Raw genomic sequence first — 18,592 nt, forward strand, 5'->3', positions numbered from 1 at the left:
CATCATCAAATGATGTGTTTTCTCATTTTCAGATCACGATTGTGTTGAATCGATCACAGCGGAAGACGCCCGTTATCGTTGCAGGCCAAACCCTTTGGTGATATAGGAATGCGTTTTCCTCTCCCTCACCGTCAATCTTTTCGCGTCCGTTGACATGAGGTGATCCAAGGGGCTTAATCGTCTTTGAGGCATGAGCCGGTCCACCGGCCAGACAAGAATAAGAACGGTTACAGGGACTTACCAACTTACACTGGGCATCAAACCGGCTTTCACGGTCGGACTCTCCCATCCAGGCACCAGGATGCGAAAAGAAGCGGCATATTGTCAGACATATGATGATCATTTGACACACATATTACCATGCCGTAAAAACGGGTCATCAGCGCTCAAAATAGGGCGTAGACATAAGGAAGGAAACTCATGTCCCGGAAACTGATTCTACTGGCCGCCACAGCCATGACCGTCGCTACGCTGGCGCCTCACATGGCCGCCGCGCAGGACACCACAACCACCGCCGCCCCTGCCGCCGAAGACACTGTCGTCGAAGTTCGCGGTATCCGCCGCGGCATCCGCCAGTCGCTGGATATCAAGCGCCAGTCGATCGGCGTCGTCGACTCGATCGCCTCGGAAGACCTGGGCAAGCTGCCCGACCAGAACGTCGCCGAGTCGCTGCAACGCATCCCCGGCGTCACCATCGAACGTAACCGCGGCGAAGGCCGCTACGTCTCGGTCCGCGGCTTCGGCCCCAAGTTCAACGCCGTCACCGTCAATGGCCGCACCCTGGCCACCGACAATAACGGCCGTGAATTCTCCTTCGACGTCATCCCGTCGGAGGTCATCTCGGGCGCCGATGTCTACAAGTCGCCCCAGGCCAATGTGAACGGTGCCTCGATCGGCGCCACCATCGACGTGCGCACCCTGCGCCCGCTGGATCAGCCCAAGGCCTTCTCCGCCGCCGCCTCGATCGGCAGCACCTACGCCGAACTGGCCGACAGCTGGAACCCGGAAGCCGCAGGTGTGGTGAGCTGGCGTAATGACGCCCGCAACTTCGGTGTCGCGGTTGCCGCCACTTTCGCCGACCAGGAGGTCCGCGACGACGAATTCAACATCGGCGCCGGCCACGTCAAGCGCTCGTCGACCGACAGCTATTACAATGCCGGCGGTGTTGCCGGCGCGCGTATCGGTCCGAACGTCGCCCCCTTCTCCGGCATTTCGATGCCGTCCAACCTGTCGCCCTTCTTCTTCGTGCGGCAAAAGTCGATGGCCGGGTTGAACGGCGCGTTGCAGTGGAAGCCGACCGAACGCCTGACCATCGGCGTCGACGCCCTCTATGCCAAGGCCGAGATCACCGAAGACCAGACCGGCCTGGCCTATGACTTTTCGGGCGGCACGCTGGTCGAACAGGTCGTCCAGGGCAAGGAAGCGGTGTATCAGCGCTACCAGGGCGGTTTCGTCGACCAGATCCTGCAGCACGACACCCGCAACGTCACCACTACCTTGTTGGGCGTCAACGCCAATTACCGCGCCACCGATACCCTGACCCTGTCGTTCGACCTGTCGTCTTCGAAGGCGGAGCGCCGCGGCAAGGAAAACAACCACTTCACCACCATTCGCCGCAAGAACATGAACCTGTGGTTCGACCGCCGAAATGGTTCGCCGATCTATGACTACGGCTTTACGTCGCCGAATTACGACAACGCGTCGACCAACCCGGCCGGCATCACCGCCCACTACTACATCTGGGGCGGCGGCTCGGACATCGACGACAAGATCGACGAAGCCAAGTTCGACGCCAAGTGGGCGCCCGAAGGCGATGTCACCCTGTTTGCCGGCATCGCATCGCAAAAGCGCGTGAAGACCATCACCGCCTTCTCTACCCCCGGCGGCGAACAATGCGCCTATTGCGGTTCCGACCGGGTACTGCCGCAGTCGCTGTTCTTCAACACCGACATGAACTTCTTCGCCAGCCACGACGGCAATATCATCCGTGACTGGGTCGGCTATGATCCCCTGGCGGTGATCAAGCAGGTCGACGCCTTCGCCGCCCAGGACGGCAAGGCCTTCGATCCGGGCCGCTTCGATGCCGCCGGTTCGTCGGTCGTCGATGAGAAGGTCACGCTGGCCTACATCATGAGCGATATCCGCACGGACCTGGGCGGCATGCCGCTGTCGGTCAATGCCGGTATCCGCGTCGAAGACACCAAGTACACCTCGTCCGGCGCCTCGCGCACCGTGCTGTCGGCCGTGCCGAACGGTGCTGGCCAGAACATCATCACCTTGTCGCCGGTCATCCCGGTCAGCTTCGAAGGCAAGTATACCGACATCCTGCCGTCGCTGAACGCCAAGCTGGGCGTCACGGATGATCTGCTGCTGCGCTTTGCCGCCTCACGCGTCATCACCCGTCCGACGCTGTCCGACCTGTCGCCGCGCCAGACCATCCAGACCAACCCGGGCAACGAGACCATCCGCCGCGGTAATCCGGACCTGCAGCCCTTCCGCGCCTCGCAGATCGAAGGCGGTGTGGAATGGTACTTCGACCATCTGTCGCTGCTGTCGTTCGCCGCCTTCTACAAGAATATCGACAGCTTCGTGACCTTGACCACGACGCCGCAAAAGGTCGACCAGGTGACCTTCCAGGTGACCGTGCCGACCAACGGCAAGGGCGCCACGGTGAAGGGTTTCGAACTGGGTTACCGCCAGGTGTTCGGCAACCTGCCGGCGCCGTGGGACGGCCTGGGCGTGCAGACCTCGTTCACCTATGCCGAGTCGAACGCCAACTACACCAATGCGGTGGCCAATGTGTCCTACGGCCTGGAAGGGTTGTCGAAGTACAGCTACAGCCTGATCGGTTTCTATGAAAAGGGTCCGGTCCAGGCCCGCCTCGCCTATACCTGGCGCGACAAGTTCCTGGCGGTGGCTTCGGGCCGCAACGGCGAGCCGGAATATTTCGACGCCTACGGCCAGCTGGATGCCGGCGTTTCGTACGACGTGACGAGCAACTTCACGGTCTATCTGGACGGTCTGAACCTGACGGATACGAACGAGTTCATCTACTCGGTCACGCCTGACCGCACCAAGGAATACCGCACCACCGGCAAGCGGATCTCCGCGGGTGTCCGGTACCGGTTCTAAGTCCTGCCTGCTGTTATGTAACCCTGCCGGACCCGCATTTACCCGTTTGGGGGCCCGGGCGACAGTAAGCGTCTTGACCCGCAGTTCCTTCACCCGGAACTGCGGGTTCTTTTTATGGCTTGCCAGCGAGGCCGACAGATTGGCGGAAATACGGCTATGGCAGATGAACACACCGTTGGCGCAGGGGTGATGTTGAGCTATTTCAATGGCCGGTTGCCTGACCAACGAATCGAAGCTATGTTCCACATATGTTCACACCTTGCGACCGCTGGCTATTGTTCCTCACAACACCCAAACGACTAACTCCATGAAGCCGGTCCATATTGCCCTGCCTGACAATGTCATCAACCCGCACAGCGTGGTGATAAGGTCTGAACAGGCGGCCATGCCTGAACGGGCGCGGCATTATCCGGAGCTGCGTTACATGGGTTCGAAAACCCGTCTGCTGCCTTGGATTTTCGAGGTGCTTAGTCTGTATGATTTTGAAAGCGCGCTGGACCCATTCTCTGGAACAGGTAGCGTGTCCTATCTGCTAAAATCGATGGGACGCCGAGTTGCGTCGTCCGATTTTCTCAATTTCACGAGCACCGTCGCCCGTGCGACGATTGAGAATAACCACGTCCATCTCGAAGAACCGGCTGTCAAGCGCCTCCTAGCCCCCTACCCTGATGGTAGTCGTTTCATAGAGACGACGTTCAAAGGCGTCTTTTACAAGCCGGATGACTTGCGCTTCCTCGATCGCGTGTCGGGCAATATCCGGCAACTTCAAAATCCTCATCAGCGAGCGCTTGCTTACGCAGCCTTGTTCCGGTCCTGTCTGAAACGCCAACCGCGCGGGGTTTTCACAATTTCCGGCGACCTGTCTCACTACGACGACGGTCGTCGGGATCTTCGATTGTCCCTGGAGGAACACTTCCTGGAGCAAGTCGAAGTGTATAACGCTGCCGTATTTGACAACGGCCGGAAGAATCAATCCTTACAGTCGGACGTTTTTGACCTTCCACGGGAAAAAGTCGATCTGGTGTATCTGGATCCTCCGTATGTTCCCCGTTCCGATGACAATTGCTACGTCAAGCGCTATCACTTTCTCGAAGGACTATCCCAGTACTGGGAAGATTTACCGATAGATACATCTACAAAGGTGAAGAAAATCGCCAAGAAATATACGCCCTTCAGTTATCGACGAACGGCTGTAGATGCTTTTGATAGTATGTTTGAGCGTTTCAAGGATAGCAAAATTGCCTTGTCATACAGCTCAAATGGCTATCCGGATCTCAACATACTTGAAAGTCTGATGCAAAAGCATAAGAAAAGAGTGCGCACTTTCGAAAAGCCGCATCGCTATCACTTCGGCACGCATAAAGGCGTTGAGCGGGCTTCCGTCACAGAATATCTAATCGTCGGCTCCTGAATGCTGCAGAAATACCAGACGCTCGAGGAAGTGGTAGACGGCTTGAGTCCGCTAAATGTCGACTGGATGGACGAGATTGCAGCCAGCGCGATCGCGCGGCTAAGTGACTTGCCCAAAAAGGAGAGTTATGGACGCGAAGACATAGCCGCCCTTCTCAGTGGCAATTTTGACGAAGGCATACTCTGTGCCCGCCTGTTTTTGGCTCTGTCGAAAGATAGTATGGAAACTGAGCTCAAAAGCGAGCTGGGAGCAGGCGGAATAGGTGTCAAGCGCTATCAGTCAGAGCCTGAAGATTACCTCGCCGCACTGGAGCGGCTGCGCCTTCCCGAAGCCATGGCCAGCACCATCAACTACAGGCCCGTGTGGAGCGATATTCTTGCCGAACGTTTGCGGTCGGGCCGCGGCTCAGCCATTTCCGGTCAGCGGCGCGGCCGTGGATTGGAGGATTTCGCCGAAGCGATGGTCCGGGAAGTCTTCGAAGACCAATACGAAACCCGTTGTTCCTTTACAGGAGCAGACAACAAGACTGCCAAGTGCGACGTAGCTGTCCCCGACCGGATGCGGCCACGGATCGTTATTGAGGTGAAAGGGTATGGCGCGACAGGCTCCAAAATGACAGATATTATCGGCGACCTCGATGCCATCATCGATGCTATGCGCCGGGACACCTGGTTGCTCTTTGTCACCGACGGCATGACCTGGAAGTCGCGTCTCTCCGATTTGAAGAAAATCGTTGAACGTCAAAATCAAGGCAAAATTGCACGCATTTACACGACCAGCATGCGCGAGGAATTTCTCGCCGATTTGCGCAGCCTGAAACACATCATTGGTTAAGGCGGCTCCAACGTCTCAGACGTAAAGCTTTGGGGACTGGAATACAGGGTACGAGGACAGGAGCGCTATTCCCCACAAATTCGAAACCTGTGCTCGGCGGACTTGGAATGCCTTGGCGTTGTAGTCGTCTACTTTAGGGCCGGTTCATGCGACCAAGGCTCGAGTTCGATCGCAATATGGCTCGCCGTCATGAAACCTTGAACGCCCCAGGCTCCGTCCAAATCGAGTCGGTACACATCACCGGTCTTAGTGATTTCCAGGCCCATCAAGGCGTTCTGGTGGTTCCAGCCTTCAAGTTCGACGTCCTGGACGCCGGATAAGGTGAAGGTCACAAGACAGTGCAGGTCCAGGCGAAAATAGCCCTTCTCGTCCGTGTCGGCGTTCATTCGGAACGCACGGAGGCGAATAACGGAAGGCAACGGATCGCGACGCAGGTCGATGCTGACGACTTCGGAATCGTGGAACCCGGGCACATGCCCAAACCATTGAACAACCGGCGTCCAGTCAATTTCGTTCGTTTCTGTCACGCGGTTCCCTATGTCCGTTTTCCCAAATGATACCCACGCTCGCGAAAGCTATACTTTCGCTGCGCTTGCGCCGTAAACGGGATGGCAAATAAAGGTCAAGCCGAATTATGGTTGGCCTGAGACTTCGATGGTACCAAGACGTTTCCATCTCCGCAATTGGCGCCAGGAGGCTCAATACTGGTGCAAACGTGCATGGCAGGCTATTCATGCGCAGACGCGCACATTGATTGCAGCCACATGGGCAGTGTTTGATGAAGGTAAAGTCTTTCAGCGATTGGATCGTGGCCGCTCTCTATTGGCCGGTTGTAATCGCCGCGACTGCGGAGGTTGTGGGACTGCCGGTATGGCTCCTGTCCAACGGGCCTGATCGAGACCTTCTTTGGCTGGCGGTCAAGGGGCAGTTCGGTCTCGCCGCGATCCTGTTTGTACTGGCTTTATGCGACGGTGAAACACGTCGCGCCGTCAACCGCAATAATGCCATAGCTCACAGCGAGCGAAAGTCGCTCCCATGGTGGCGACACATCTTCCACCGCATCGGAGACCGCCGACTGCAGATATGCGCATTCAGCCTCTGGTGCGTTGTCATTATCACCATGTTTGTCAGGGATGAGGTTTATCGGACCTTGGCAGGCAGTGGCTTTTTCGTAACTCTTTTGATGATCCTGCTTACCCTCAAGTACCATCTGCCCGACGAGGACACGCAGCCAGTATAGCCGCGGCGCACGCGCGACATTCTGGCCGGCCGTGACGGTCAGGCTTTGTTGGCCGAGGGCAAGGTCTTCCAGCCCCACGGATCGCCGGACCGGGTTATGTAGTGCGAAACGACATAGCCCCAGGGGACGGCGGCATAGATAATGACCACAAGGCCGCACGCGAAGGCCGTCTCAGCCGTGGCTTTGTCCATCGCTCCACTCAGCCACAGAGGTATGGCCACCACAATCAGCCAGATCGTCTTCCAGACGATTTCCCAGAGCAGCAACGGCAGCATAAGGAGCGGATAGCGCAGGCCAAATGCGGACAAGGCGGTCAGCGCCCCCATCATGCAAATCACCACGCCTTCATTCATCCCCCACGCCTTGTCATGATGCAGGATCAGCGGCCAGATGTTCAGCCCCTGCGCCACGGTAATCAGAAGATAGATCGCCCGCAGCAGATACAGACGGAACCCGGACACATTGCTCATTATATTTCCCCTGGTACTTTCTTTGGGATTTGGATCGCCGCGACAAGCGGCGGTTATTCGACGTCTTTCAGGACCTTTTCGACCGCGGCCAGTTTCGTCTGGATCGCCGTCAGGGTATCGCCATAGGTCGAAAGTGTTTTCGCTGCGTCGGTCTGGGCAGCGATCGCCTGTGCCGCCAGCGCGCGATAGGCTTCATCCTGGGCAAGGCGAACACGCGCCTGAAGGATTTCGGAGACGTATTTCATAAAGAAAATTAGAACACCTGCCGCGGCGGGAAAGAAGAAGGCGGCATAAAAAACGTTTTCGGACATGGGAACCTCTAGGTTTCGGAATTGGATGTAAGGGAAAGCGCGGCCTGAGCTATTGTCTGCGGCGTTAGGACGAGGGCAAAATCGGTGACTTCGTAGTAGTTCAGCGCCTTGCCATCGCTCGACAGCTCAAGCTTGCTGGTGATCAGGCCGCTGCTTTCCAGTTTTTGGAGATGGAGGTGCATCAAGGGCCGGCTGATGCCGGCGTCCCGCGCCATCTGGCTGACGAAGTTTCGCCCGCCGGACGCCAGCGCCGCGATGATGCGCAACCGATGCGGATTGGCGAGCGCCGCCAGGGCTGCGAGTACCTGATCGCCATCAAGGACAGGCTTGTTTTCCGGCACAGGCACTATTTCACCACCATCGGCGGAAGGGCTTTGAGATCGACCTCCATGGCCGCCAGCTTCTCATCGGTGATGTAACCCTTCGAGTGCTTCTGGATTTGCCGCAGTGTCATCCCCCGCGCCATCCATAGCTGGCCGCTGTTGGCCACATACGGCAGATGCCTGACAAAGATCGCCTTGGCGGCCGGATTATCCAGCAACTGCCCGATCTTCGTGGTCTCAACGGACCATGCGACGGCTTTTACCGTTGCGGCGGCGATCGCCGGAGCGACCGGCAGCAGGACCGGAACGGACGTCAGCACAAGGGCAATCGAGAAGAGGGCTCGGCGTTTCATGAGGCTTCTACCTGTGAATGTCTGAGACGCTGTGCTGTGTGTTTGCGGCCCACAGCGCCACGGCGCGTCAGCCCTCACGACACACAACAAGTTGTCATGTGTAAGAAATATCTTACACATGAAAGCCTGTCAATAGACATTCCGTCTCGTGACAACGAGCGGTCGCAAAAAGTGGCAGAGCCACGATCCGGCATTTTCGCAGGGCGATGGACCTTCGCAAATTTATGTAGCGGCAATCTTACCAGAGGCCTTATCCGGCAACGGTTCGAGCACTATCGAAATATGACTGGCGGTTATGATGCCATCAACGCCGTAGGCCCCCTCCATACTGAGTTGGTGGGCGTCACTGACCTTCGGGATTTCCAAGCCCATCAGGGCATTCTGGTGGTTCCAGCCTTCAAGTTCGACCTCCCGAACGCCCTAATAGCCGAGCCCATGTTTCTTCACTTCATCTCGTAGAGCCGGGCATTGTCGATCTTCAGCTTCGGCAGTTCGGCTAAAACGGCTATCCGGGCGGTAGCGACATCGGGCACGATGCAAAAGATTTCCATGCTGCCGGAACCGGTCGATCCTCCGTCGACATGACCGAGACCAAGCCACCCAAGGCAATTGTCGAAGTAGGTTTGAAGCTTGTGACGGACATCGATGTCATCTTCGGCGCCGAAGCCGTCGATCGGCAACTCGATAACCAGTTGTCGATGGCGGGAGCGCGGCAGGGATGAAAATCCGGCCTGGCGCGCTCGGCGCTTTATGGCCTCCACGATTTTGTTTCCGGCCGTCAGGCTGTCGTAGTGATGAAGCAGGCTATCCCCTTCATGGCCGCACACGCCCCAATGTTCCGTAAGCTCACCGTCATGGGCCCAGGCTTCTTGATAGTGCAAGGCTTCGCCGTCGCGACGATACAGCTTGAAGGGACGCGGGCTTTCCGGCTCCCGTTTGGGCAGGCTTGCCGCGACGGCGGCGACGTTCTGCGGCAGCACCAGGATCGCGTCGGTCGACACGGCGAGGCCGATTGGCGGCTCTACGTCGAAGGCGATGGCCGGCCTGAGGCTGTCCTCGCTATACATCAGCTTCACCGGCTTCAGAGGCTTCAGATTGTCGGGCGGTGATCCAGAAACCGTCTCCTCCAGATGGTCGATCAGGCCCAGAATGGCTGTGCGCTCCGCCTCAGGCAGGCGCGTCTTCGCCACGCGTCCGATGGCGTCTTTCATGGCCGCAGCATAGCTCTGCGTTCGATGGTGCCAGTCCGGAACGACCCATCGATCGTAGTCGGCATTGGCGGCTATATAATATGTGCCCGTCGGTTTGTCATAGCTACCACGCCCGGGGTGCTGATCGCCTGCCAAAGGATTGCTGAGGCGAATGGAGACGACAAGGTTTCCGATGCGGCTGAGGCGAGTTGGCGCGTTGGCTGAGGCGTCGCCAAAGGCCTGTTCGACTTGGTCGAGCGCATCCCTCGTGTCGGGAAAGTAGGTGAAATTTCTTATGTCCAGCATCATTCCCCCTTTGGCAGCATGACCGAGCGTTCACCCATAAACGAGGCGAGCCAAGACAGGTCAAGCCAAACTTAAGAAGACCCCTCCGTCTCGACGCGTTTCGGCCCATAAGGGGCCTCACTTGCTCGCCACCTCCCCATCTTCGATAGGGAGGAGAAGAAAGAAAAGCCATTCGCGCTAACGGTTAAAGGCCAATGCCGTTTGTATAGTACGGGCCTAATTTAGCGGCGAGTAGTCCGTCGGTCTCATCTCGACCGAAACAACGCCGCCGGTGGCGGTGAGGATCGGGCCGTCCACCTGGCTGTCGGCGGCGACCTTCTTCCATGCCTCGTCAGCGCCAAAGGCGGCCCAGGCCGCGTTGCGCGCGGCCTTGTCGGGGTAGGCCATCAGGTAGACCAGCTTGTTGTCCATAGCCGGCTGGTCAGCGGTCGGGCGCCAGTAGAGCATGTTGGTCATGCCGTGTTTCGCGAAGAGGCCCAGCGTATGGTCGCGGAAGCGGGTGTGGAGATTTTCCAGCTTGCCGGGATTGGTGGTGTAGGTCCGTAGCTCGAAATAACGCGGTGGCGCGGCCGAGGTGAGGTCGAGGGCCGGAGAGTAGTCGGTCGGCACCAGGAACAGGCTTTCGATTTTGCTCGTGAGCGCGCCGTGGGCCTCGCTGGCGCCGCGCACTTCGCTCCATTCGGGGGCGGTGGCGAAGGCGCTCCATGCGGCGTCGCGCGCGGCGCGGTCCTTGTAGCCCATGAGATAGATAAGGCGGTGGTCGTCGGGATTTTCGGGATGGAAGAAGGCGATCGGCGTCATGCCGTGCTTGCGGAAAAGCCCGATCGTGTGATCGCGGAAGCGGGCGTCGAGCTCGGACATCTTGCCGTCGGCGGCCGTGTAGATGCGAAGTTCGTACAGGCCGACCTGAGGCGACGGGACGCTCTCACCGCGGGTGGCGCAGGCGGCAAAAAGGGCGATGGCCGCGACGATAATGATGGCGGCGGCGTGGCGCACGAAACGACCGCGACGTGGTTGGGTAAGGGACGTCATTTCCACCTGTCTTTCGGCCCGCATATGGGCCTTTGGTGGCCTGGACCGTCATCAGGGTTTCTAACGCAAAACCTGCACGCCGCATACAGGCTCGGTATCAGGCTGCAAAACGACCGGAATGTTCCGCCTCAAGGTCGGACGACAGCAGAATGATCAGGAAATTATCGCGCCGTGACGCCAGGTCCAACACCCGGGCCAGCCGCGAAACGACATCCTTGAGATCCGCGTATCCGAAGATATAGGCCATCAGGTTGAATTCAACATACCCGGTAAGCATTTCGATGCGGCGGCCGGAAAAGAAGCTGGGCCAGGTGGCGCGGCTGATGTCCACGAAAACCTGCGTGATGGCCGGATACGGGGCGCGCTCCGCGTCCAGGTCCGCCAGCAGCTGGGCAATAAGATTCTTTGTCACGGCATTCACCTGCACGGTAAAACAGAGTTAGGCCGGTGCAAGATTGGCGCCGGCGGTCAAGGATGATTTGCGCGAAAGATGGGCGGACAAAAACCCGTCAGCCGTCGCATCGCAGCCAGTTACCCTAAAATGGAGGCGCTTTATTACCAGGAACTTAAGAGATTCTTACGGTGCGGTCGTGATCGGTGTTCGCGGGCCACGATTTTGCAATTTGCCCTGTCACAAGGTAGAGCTGACCGCGTCTGTTTCCAGTCTGGCGCAAGATGCGTTTTGGCAGTATCAAAACCCCGTTCCAGATTGTTGTTTTGACGCGCAATTTTCCGAAAAGTGCTGCACACTTTATCGGATTGCGCTTTAGAGAGTCTGCCCAATATGCCGTCCTATGTTCGTACCCGCCTGCTGGCTGCGCGTGAATTTGCCATCGAGGAACTGGCCGAACTTCGGATGCATCATCCGGCCTATGACCAGGCGATCATCGAAAGCCTGCGCAAGATCATTCCGTTCGACTATTTCTTCTTCAGCGGGGTCGATCTCGACAATTGCCACACCGGCGCCAACATGGTGCTCATGAGCGACATGCCTGCGGCCGGGATCGCCGCCTATCACGCCTCCGGCCTGGTGCGCGCCGACCCGCTGCTGACCCTTGTGACCGCGGACAGGCCCGACCTGTCGTGGTTCGATGTGCCGGCGGATGTGAAGGCACGACCGGAGGTTCGCGCCTTGATGCGGTTGCTGGACGACCATCATATTCCGCCGCGGGTTATATTTTCACAATGGAATGCCGCGGGGGAACTTTATGGGACCGCCGGATACGCCCGCGCGGCGGCGTTCTCCGAAGAGGAAATGACGATTCTGAGCTGGTTTTCCCGCAGGTTTCACCTGGATTTGTGTGAGCCGGTGCTGGATGGCTTCAATCAGCAGATCGGGCTGACCTCCGGGGAGAAGGCCTGCCTGGACCTGGCCTCCCGCGGGCTGACGAGCGAAGAGATCGGCGAAAAGCTGGACCTCACGACCGAAACCGTGAACAGCTACATGAAGCTCATTACCCGCAAGCTGGGCGCGCGCAATCGCGGGCAGGCCATTGCCGATGCCTTGCGGCTGAACCTGATTCGATAGGGCCCAGTTTACCGGCCGCAGGGTTTGCAGAATTTTACAATGCGCCGACGCAGATCGTAATTTATCCTGAATATATTCGCATTTGCAATTTTTGCACGCAGACATACTTCGCTAAGCTTGCATTCACTATGCCCGTCAATGAATGTTACAACGGCGTAAGCATCAATTTACAAACGATTAGGAATTTACCCCCCATTTTCGAAGGCCGCGTTGGCAAGGCGCCGGCAGGGTTGAAAAAGGCGACGGGGCAAAATGTTTCGATTTCTGGACGGCTTTAACGCGAGTTTGAGCGTTGTCACACGTATGCGCGTTCTCAGCGTCATCGTGCTGGTCCCCGTTTGTGTGACGGCGTGGTTCCTTATCCAGGCGCACATGGCGGTTATGACGTTTGCTTCCAGCGAGCTGACGGGCACCGAAGCGCTGGTGCCACTGTGGAAGATGGTTGCGGCCGGCGCGACGGACGACTCCGTTCCGGCTTCGGACCTTGCGGCGCTGAAAAGTTTCGCGGACAAGCACGCCGATATAGCCGATGCCGGCGCGGTCTCCGAATTGGAAAACGCCAGTGGCCAGGCGCTCATGCAGGCTGGACACGACCTTATCCATCGGGTTGCCGACGGCTCCAATCTGACTCTCGATCCCGACCTCGACAGCTTTTACATGATGTACGTGCTGACGGCTAAGCTGCCCGACGTCATGATGGAAGGCTACAAACTCCGTAGCGCCGCGCCAGGAACGTCCGGGGACAGCAGCGCATTCCACAGCGCCGTCGGCGAGGTCATGGAAGACGCGGAAAGGTCCTCCAAGGGCCGGATGTACGGCAAGCCCGACGCAGACTTCGAAGCAAAGCTGGCGGCGTTTGACGCGGCAGCCAAGGCGTTCGAGACCGATAAGGGCGACGAGGGCTGGACGCGACTGGTCGCGGCTTCGGGCGAGCTTTTCGTCAGCGGCAACGCCGAACTCAGCGCTTTGTTGAACGCACGGATGGCGCGGACGAAAGCAACCATGTCGCTGCAACTCGGCTTTTCGTTCCTCGCCCTCCTGACGGCGGTGGGGCTTAGCCAGTTGATCGGCACCGGGCTGGCCAGGCGGCTGACCATTCTGTCCGGCCTGATGCAGAAGCTGACGCGCGGCGAGGACGTCGCGACCGTTCCCTTTCAGTCGGACCGGCATGAAACCGGCGTGATCGTACAGACGCTGTCGGCCTTCAAGGACACACTCGCCCAAACCGAACGGATGCGTTTGATCCAGCACGAAACCGAAGAGGCCGGTATCAATGCTCGACGTACCGCTATGTTGAACCTGGCTGACGAATTCGAGCGGACGCTGGGAACGGTCGTCGAGCGTCTGGCGCTATCGGCTCAAAGTCTGACCGGTTCCGCAGGCGAGTTGACCAGCGACGCCGATACGACGTCGCGTCGCAGCGCCGCGGCCGCGTTGCAACTGGAAGCCACCAGCATGAATGTTCAGTCGGTGGCTAGCGCGACCGAGGAAATGTCCGCATCTTCACAAACCATTGCCGCGCAGGCGCACATCGCCGCAGAGGCTGCCGACGTCGCTGCCGGTGAGGCCGAAGCCGCCATGCGCGTGGTTGACGAAATGAAGGTGGCGGCGGACCGCATCGGGAGTGCCGTCAGTCTGATTTCTACCATCACTTCGCAGACCAATCTGCTGGCGCTTAATGCAACGATCGAAGCCGCCCGAGCCGGCGAGGCCGGACGGGGCTTTTCCATTGTGGCGGCCGAGGTCAAGGCTCTGGCCGCGCAAACTGCCCGTGCCACGCAGGAAATCAACCTCCAGGTCAAGGGCGTGCAGGACGCGACAGCCCACGCGGCGGAGGTCATGGTCATCGTGTCCGATGGCGTTCTGCGGCTAAAAGAGATTTCGCAGGGCATCCTGGATTCCGTCGGTCAGCAATCCGCCGCCGTCAACGAGATATCGCAATCGACCCAGGAGGTTGCAACCTCGACGCGGGACATCGCCGATACGGTCGGGGACTTGTCCAAAATCGCCGGGCATACCGGTTTGAAGGCCGGCGAGGCACTCAACGAAATTCACCGTCTGTCTTCGCAGATGCAGGATTTGCAAGGCGCAGCCGGTGGCTTCCTCAACGGGATTCGCGCCGCATGACGGACAAATTCATACCTTCGACATCCTCCCCGGACACCGAGCCTCATCCGGTCGACGTCCACGTGGGCCAAAGGGTTCGCCTGCGCAGAAAGGCGCTGGGCGTCTCGCAGCAAGGTCTGGCGGCCCGTCTGGGGGTCAGTTTTCAGCAGTTGCAGAAATATGAGCGCGGCGTCAATCGCATCAGTGCGTCAAAACTTTATGAGATCAGCAAGGCGCTAGGTGTGCCGATTGACTATTGCTTCGAGGGGCTAACCCGCGGTTCAGCGCCCCTCACCACGGCATCGGATATGGAAACCAACACTGTTCTAACCGAGGAAGCGCAACTGCTCGACCACTTCCGCGGCCTGAAGGCCGAAGAGAGAAAATTTGTCATGAACGCCGTGCGGCGCATCTCTCGCCGAAAGGGCTAAGCCCAGAGCGAGCTGCATTCCCGCGTAAACGTGCTTTGCTTTCGGCGGACGCAGCCCATCCGAGGGCCACCTTTCGAAGTCTTCGCCGAATCCGGTCTTGCGCACCTCCAAATCTTCAGATAAATACTGAACCAAATGGTTCAGCATGTGACTCTCCTCGATGCCTCGTTCGCCGCGCTGTCGGATCACACCCGCCGTGGCGTGCTGGAGCAGCTCGGCCGGTCGGATGCCTCGATCACCGATCTGGCCGACCGGTTTCACATGACCCTGACGGGGATGAAAAAGCACGTCAGCGTCCTGGAAAAGGCCGGGCTGGTCACCACCGAAAAGGTCGGGCGCGTGCGGACCTGCCGGCTGGGGGGGCGCGCCATGGCGGAAGAAGCGGCCTGGATCGAGCGTCACCGCCAGATTTGGGCGCAACGGTTCGACGCGCTGGATGAGATTGTCGAAGAATTAAAGCAAGCGGAGAGACACCATGACCGACAAGGATAACCGCACGACAGCTGAACGGATCTCGGATCGCGAGTTCGTCGTAACGCGGACCGTCAACGGCCCGGCGCATATCGTCTTCAAGGCGTGGAGCGATCCCGAACTGTTCAAACGGTGGTGGACGCCCAAGTCGTTCGGCATGACCATATTGTCGTGCGAAATGGATGTGCGGACCGGCGGCGGCTACCGCCTGGTGATCAGTCACCCTGCCATGGGAGAGCCGATGGCCTTCTTCGGCAAGTATCTGGATGTCGTGCCGAACGAACGCATCGTCTGGACCAATGAAGAAGGCGACGAAGAGGGCGCCGTGACGACGGTGACATTTGAAAGCGGGGGCGATCTGACCCTGGTCACCTGGCACGACCTGTATCCGACCAAGGAAGCACTCGATGAGGCCCTGGTGTCCGGCGCCACAAGCGGGTTCGACGAACAGTTCGGTCAGCTGGAAGAGGTGCTGGGGACGTTCGGGACCGAGGCCTAGGTTCGGAGACCAGCAAACAAGTGCATGACGTGGTTCAAGGCGCGTCGTATAGTCTGAGGCATGACCCACCGGCGAAAAGCAAAGGGGAAACAGGATGCGGACGACAGGATGGGTGGCGGTCTTATGTTGTCTGGGCGGTTGCGCGACCGGGCCAGGGGACGCCGCCAAAGGCTTTCATGGGCTGTTCCTGCATGATGCCTGCGTCGGCGAGAATACAGCGCAGCCCGATACCTGTCTGCACGACCGGCGTCATGAGAGCTCGTTCGTCTTCGGCGGCAAGACCGGCGCCAGTTATGACGTGACCCTGCGCGTGCGCGGTCTCTTCGAGCCGACGACGATGGACGGCGGCGCGGTGGTCGATCCGGCGCATCCGTATTGGTATACGGGAGGACAGACCCGCACGCCGGATTATTCGCAATGGCGCATCGATGTGTCATCACCGCAGCAGAGTTATACGCTGAACAACTATCCGTCGGTGTCGCATACGATCTACAAGGAAGACTTTGAGGCGGTCATTCGGGTGGATGCGGGGGCGACCGTCACGGTCCTCGCCATCGACGGCAATGACCGGCAGATCGATAATGGCGCGGAGGGCCGGGCCGACCGACAGCAGGTGATCGAAGGCGTAACGGATACGCCCCTGCCCGGCCAGATGGTCAGGCTTGATGTGGTACGGGTGGAAGCACGATAAGCAGCGATGCCCGTTATTCGCTAGCTGAAAGATACCCCTCCGCCGGCTTCGCCGGCACCTCCCCACTTCGTGGAGAGGAGGGAGGTGGAGAGGAGGGAGCTTGTGCTTCAAGCTGCGATGGTCCTGCCATCAGCTGTCATAAAACTGTCATAAATCTAATCGACTCTTTGGGGCCGACCTGTCAAAGAAGCGCACCTTTCGTCGCCACGAGACGCACATGTTCGACGCTTCGACACAGACCGAAAAGCTGGCCCCCGCCCGGCAGGACCGACCACCGTCCAATGTCTGGATGTCGGGCGCCATCTTCCTGGTGCCGATCGTCCTGGGCCTGCTCTATGTCGGGTATAGCGTCCACGAAGACGCGCTGCGCATCGGCCAGCCCATCGCCATCGGGGCCTTCCTGTTCCTGGGGGTGGCGCTGCTGATCGCCTTCGGATTCGAGTTCGTCAACGGGTTTCATGATACGGCCAACGCCGTCGCCACCGTCATCTATACCCACTCCATGAAGCCGTTGACCGCCGTCGTCTGGTCGGGCGTCTTCAACTTTCTGGGCGTGATGGCATCGACCGGCGCCGTGGCCTACGGCCTGGTCCTGCTGCTGCCGGTCGAGCTTATCCTGGCCGTCGGCACGGCGGCCGGCTATGCCATGATTTTCGCCCTGCTGATTTCGGCCATCATCTGGAACCTGGGCACATGGGCGCTGGGGATTCCCAACTCGTCGTCGCATGCCCTGATCGGGTCGATCATGGGCGTCGGCATCGCCAACCAGCTGATGACTTCGGTCGTCAACGCCACCTCGGGCATCGACTGGAGCCAGGCCGCCAAGATCGGCAAGGCGTTGGTGTTTTCGCCGCTGATCGGGTTTGCCGCCGCGGGCCTGCTGCTCATCTGCATGAAGCTGCTTATCCGCATTCCCAAGCTTTACGAGGCTCCGGTTGGCGATGCACCGCCGCCGTTCTGGATCCGCGCAACGCTGATCGCCGCCTGCACCGGCGTGTCCTTCGCGCACGGCGGCAATGACGGCCAGAAGGGCATGGGCCTGATCATGATCATCCTGATCGGCGTAGCGCCCGCCACCTATGCGCTGAACCGTGGCCTGCCGGATGCGCGCCAGCCGGCCTACATGGCGACACTTCAGGCCGGCGAAGCCACCTTCACCGCCCATGCCAAGGGCACAAGCGTGCCGACGCTCGACATCGCCCGCAGCGCCGTCAATGCCGCGGTGCGCAACCGGCGGATCGACACGCCCGATCTGTTCGCCTGCCTGGCCATGATGACCGGCCAGATCGAGACGCAACTTCGCGCGCACGGTTCTTTGAAGAACGTGCCGACAGCGGAAATGTCTCAACTGCGCAACGACATGTACCTGGTCAACAGTGCGCTGGGGATCGTCAAGTCCAGCAAAACCGCCTTGCCCGCCGCCGAGGTCCGGGCGCTGGAGGGGCTGCAGGGGACGCTGAACGACATGACGCGCTACATACCGGACTGGGTCAAGGTCGCCACCGCCCTGGCACTGGGGCTGGGGACCATGGTCGGCTGGCGGCGGATCGTCGTCACGGTGGGCGAAAAGATCGGCAATTCGCGCATGACGTATGGCCAGGGGGCCGCCGCCGGCATCGTTTCCGCCGTGACCATCTTCGCCGCCGAGCGCCTGGGGCTTCCGGTATCGACGACCCACATCCTCTCGGGCGGCATAGCCGGTACCATGACAGCCAACCGCGCCGGGCTGCAGTGGGGCACGATCCGCGGCATCGCCCTGGCGTGGGTGCTGACCCTGCCGGCGACCATCGTCATTTCGGGCCTGCTGTACGTCCTGTTCCGGTATCTGTTCTGATGAATATGCCTTATCTCCAGGTCGGCGCCCTGCCCTATCGCGCGGACAGCGATGGCGGCGTCGAACTGCTCCTGGTCACGTCGCGCGGGACCGGACGCTGGATCATCCCCAAGGGCTGGCCGATGGAAGGGCTGAGCGATGCCCAGGCCGCCGCGCGCGAGGCCTATGAAGAAGCCGGGCTGATCGGGGAGATCGATGAGACGCCGGTCGGCAGCTTTACCTATGACAAGGTGCGCAAGGGGGTGGAGGCGCCTTCCCTGGTGAAGGTCGATGTCTATCTGCTGCGGGTCGAGCGGCAGTTGGCGTACTGGCCCGAAGCCGGCCAGCGCACCTTCGTGTGGGTGTCACCCGAGCAGGGGCTGACGATGCTCAGCGACGCCGGTTTGCGGGATTTGGTCGGCGGATTGCAGTTTCCGCTGACTTAGAGCGC

The 18,592-nt window shown here is 59.5% G+C and carries 20 protein-coding genes; 12 read left to right on the top strand and 8 right to left on the bottom strand.

Annotated features, from left to right (window positions below):
• Positions 1 to 420: 420 nt before the first annotated feature.
• The 3 genes from ABAC460_RS41200 to ABAC460_RS41210 all read left to right on the top strand — a co-directional run bounded on the left by ABAC460_RS41200 (position 421) and on the right by ABAC460_RS41210 (position 5,377).
• The gene (locus ABAC460_RS41200) at positions 421 to 3,132 is read left to right on the top strand and encodes a TonB-dependent receptor (protein ID WP_023454646.1); all 2,712 of its coding nucleotides are present in this window, start codon (positions 421 to 423) and stop codon (positions 3,130 to 3,132) included.
• A 307-nt stretch (positions 3,133 to 3,439) separates the two neighbouring features.
• Positions 3,440 to 4,543 (top strand): DNA adenine methylase, encoded by a 1,104-nt coding sequence (locus tag ABAC460_RS41205; RefSeq protein WP_023454647.1) that lies wholly within the window; start codon positions 3,440 to 3,442, stop codon positions 4,541 to 4,543.
• Positions 4,544 to 5,377, top strand: a complete 834-nt coding sequence (locus tag ABAC460_RS41210; protein ID WP_023454648.1) for a DpnII family type II restriction endonuclease — start codon at positions 4,544 to 4,546, stop codon at positions 5,375 to 5,377.
• A 128-nt stretch (positions 5,378 to 5,505) separates the two neighbouring features.
• Here the strand turns inward: ABAC460_RS41210 and ABAC460_RS41215 are convergent, their stop codons facing one another.
• Positions 5,506 to 5,904, bottom strand: a complete 399-nt coding sequence (locus ABAC460_RS41215; RefSeq protein ID WP_023454649.1) for an Imm50 family immunity protein — start codon at positions 5,902 to 5,904, stop codon at positions 5,506 to 5,508.
• A gap of 251 nt (positions 5,905 to 6,155) precedes the next feature.
• On the opposite strand from ABAC460_RS41215, the gene ABAC460_RS41220 reads away from it, so the two are divergent.
• Positions 6,156 to 6,617, top strand: coding sequence for a hypothetical protein (locus ABAC460_RS41220; RefSeq protein WP_023454650.1), 462 nt, complete (start codon positions 6,156 to 6,158; stop codon positions 6,615 to 6,617).
• Between the two features lie 38 nt (positions 6,618 to 6,655).
• Here the strand turns inward: ABAC460_RS41220 and ABAC460_RS41225 are convergent, their stop codons facing one another.
• From ABAC460_RS41225 to ABAC460_RS41245, 7 genes are all read right to left on the bottom strand, one after another.
• On the bottom strand, positions 6,656 to 7,087 hold the full coding sequence (locus ABAC460_RS41225) for a hypothetical protein (RefSeq protein ID WP_023454651.1): 432 nt from the start codon (positions 7,085 to 7,087) through the stop codon (positions 6,656 to 6,658).
• Between the two features lie 53 nt (positions 7,088 to 7,140).
• Positions 7,141 to 7,398, bottom strand: coding sequence for a hypothetical protein (locus tag ABAC460_RS0124955; RefSeq protein ID WP_023454652.1), 258 nt, complete (start codon positions 7,396 to 7,398; stop codon positions 7,141 to 7,143).
• An 8-nt stretch (positions 7,399 to 7,406) separates the two neighbouring features.
• Positions 7,407 to 7,739: an ArsR/SmtB family transcription factor gene (locus ABAC460_RS41230; RefSeq protein ID WP_031237147.1), complete on the bottom strand. Its 333-nt coding sequence runs from the start codon at positions 7,737 to 7,739 to the stop codon at positions 7,407 to 7,409.
• Positions 7,740 to 7,744: 5 nt separating this feature from the next.
• On the bottom strand, positions 7,745 to 8,074 hold the full coding sequence (locus tag ABAC460_RS41235) for a hypothetical protein (protein WP_023454654.1): 330 nt from the start codon (positions 8,072 to 8,074) through the stop codon (positions 7,745 to 7,747).
• 443 nt (positions 8,075 to 8,517) lie between these two features.
• A complete protein-coding gene (locus tag ABAC460_RS48490) occupies positions 8,518 to 9,573 on the bottom strand; it encodes a hypothetical protein (protein ID WP_155914701.1) in 1,056 nt (351 codons plus the stop codon).
• A 213-nt stretch (positions 9,574 to 9,786) separates the two neighbouring features.
• Positions 9,787 to 10,602: an NIPSNAP family protein gene (locus ABAC460_RS41240; protein WP_023454657.1), complete on the bottom strand. Its 816-nt coding sequence runs from the start codon at positions 10,600 to 10,602 to the stop codon at positions 9,787 to 9,789.
• 97 nt (positions 10,603 to 10,699) lie between these two features.
• Positions 10,700 to 11,014, bottom strand: coding sequence for a hypothetical protein (locus ABAC460_RS41245; protein WP_155914702.1), 315 nt, complete (start codon positions 11,012 to 11,014; stop codon positions 10,700 to 10,702).
• Positions 11,015 to 11,386: 372 nt separating this feature from the next.
• Here ABAC460_RS41245 and ABAC460_RS48495 point away from each other — a divergent pair, with 372 nt between their 5' ends.
• The 8 genes from ABAC460_RS48495 (at position 11,387) to ABAC460_RS41285 (ending at position 18,587) form a co-directional block, all read left to right on the top strand.
• Positions 11,387 to 12,130, top strand: a complete 744-nt coding sequence (locus ABAC460_RS48495; protein ID WP_023454659.1) for a helix-turn-helix transcriptional regulator — start codon at positions 11,387 to 11,389, stop codon at positions 12,128 to 12,130.
• A 252-nt stretch (positions 12,131 to 12,382) separates the two neighbouring features.
• Positions 12,383 to 14,257 (top strand): methyl-accepting chemotaxis protein, encoded by a 1,875-nt coding sequence (locus ABAC460_RS41255; RefSeq protein WP_031237150.1) that lies wholly within the window; start codon positions 12,383 to 12,385, stop codon positions 14,255 to 14,257.
• Positions 14,254 to 14,667: a helix-turn-helix domain-containing protein gene (locus ABAC460_RS41260; RefSeq protein WP_023454661.1), complete on the top strand. Its 414-nt coding sequence runs from the start codon at positions 14,254 to 14,256 to the stop codon at positions 14,665 to 14,667. Before ABAC460_RS41255 ends, ABAC460_RS41260 begins: the two co-directional genes overlap by 4 nt.
• Positions 14,668 to 14,802: 135 nt before the next feature.
• On the top strand, positions 14,803 to 15,159 hold the full coding sequence (locus ABAC460_RS41265) for an ArsR/SmtB family transcription factor (protein WP_023454662.1): 357 nt from the start codon (positions 14,803 to 14,805) through the stop codon (positions 15,157 to 15,159).
• Entirely contained in the window at positions 15,143 to 15,637 is a 495-nt protein-coding gene (locus ABAC460_RS41270; RefSeq protein ID WP_023454663.1) for an SRPBCC domain-containing protein, read from the top strand. Before ABAC460_RS41265 ends, ABAC460_RS41270 begins: the two co-directional genes overlap by 17 nt.
• Before the next feature lie 94 nt (positions 15,638 to 15,731).
• On the top strand, positions 15,732 to 16,328 hold the full coding sequence (locus ABAC460_RS41275; protein ID WP_023454664.1) for a hypothetical protein: 597 nt from the start codon (positions 15,732 to 15,734) through the stop codon (positions 16,326 to 16,328).
• A gap of 217 nt (positions 16,329 to 16,545) precedes the next feature.
• On the top strand, positions 16,546 to 18,162 hold the full coding sequence (locus ABAC460_RS41280) for an inorganic phosphate transporter (protein ID WP_023454665.1): 1,617 nt from the start codon (positions 16,546 to 16,548) through the stop codon (positions 18,160 to 18,162).
• A complete protein-coding gene (locus tag ABAC460_RS41285; protein ID WP_023454666.1) occupies positions 18,162 to 18,587 on the top strand; it encodes an NUDIX hydrolase in 426 nt (141 codons plus the stop codon). The genes ABAC460_RS41280 and ABAC460_RS41285 overlap by 1 nt, the downstream gene beginning before the upstream one ends.
• Positions 18,588 to 18,592 lie beyond the last annotated feature (5 nt).

The sequence above is a fragment of the Asticcacaulis sp. AC460 genome (genome assembly GCF_000495795.1).
Lineage (GTDB): Bacteria > Pseudomonadota > Alphaproteobacteria > Caulobacterales > Caulobacteraceae > Asticcacaulis.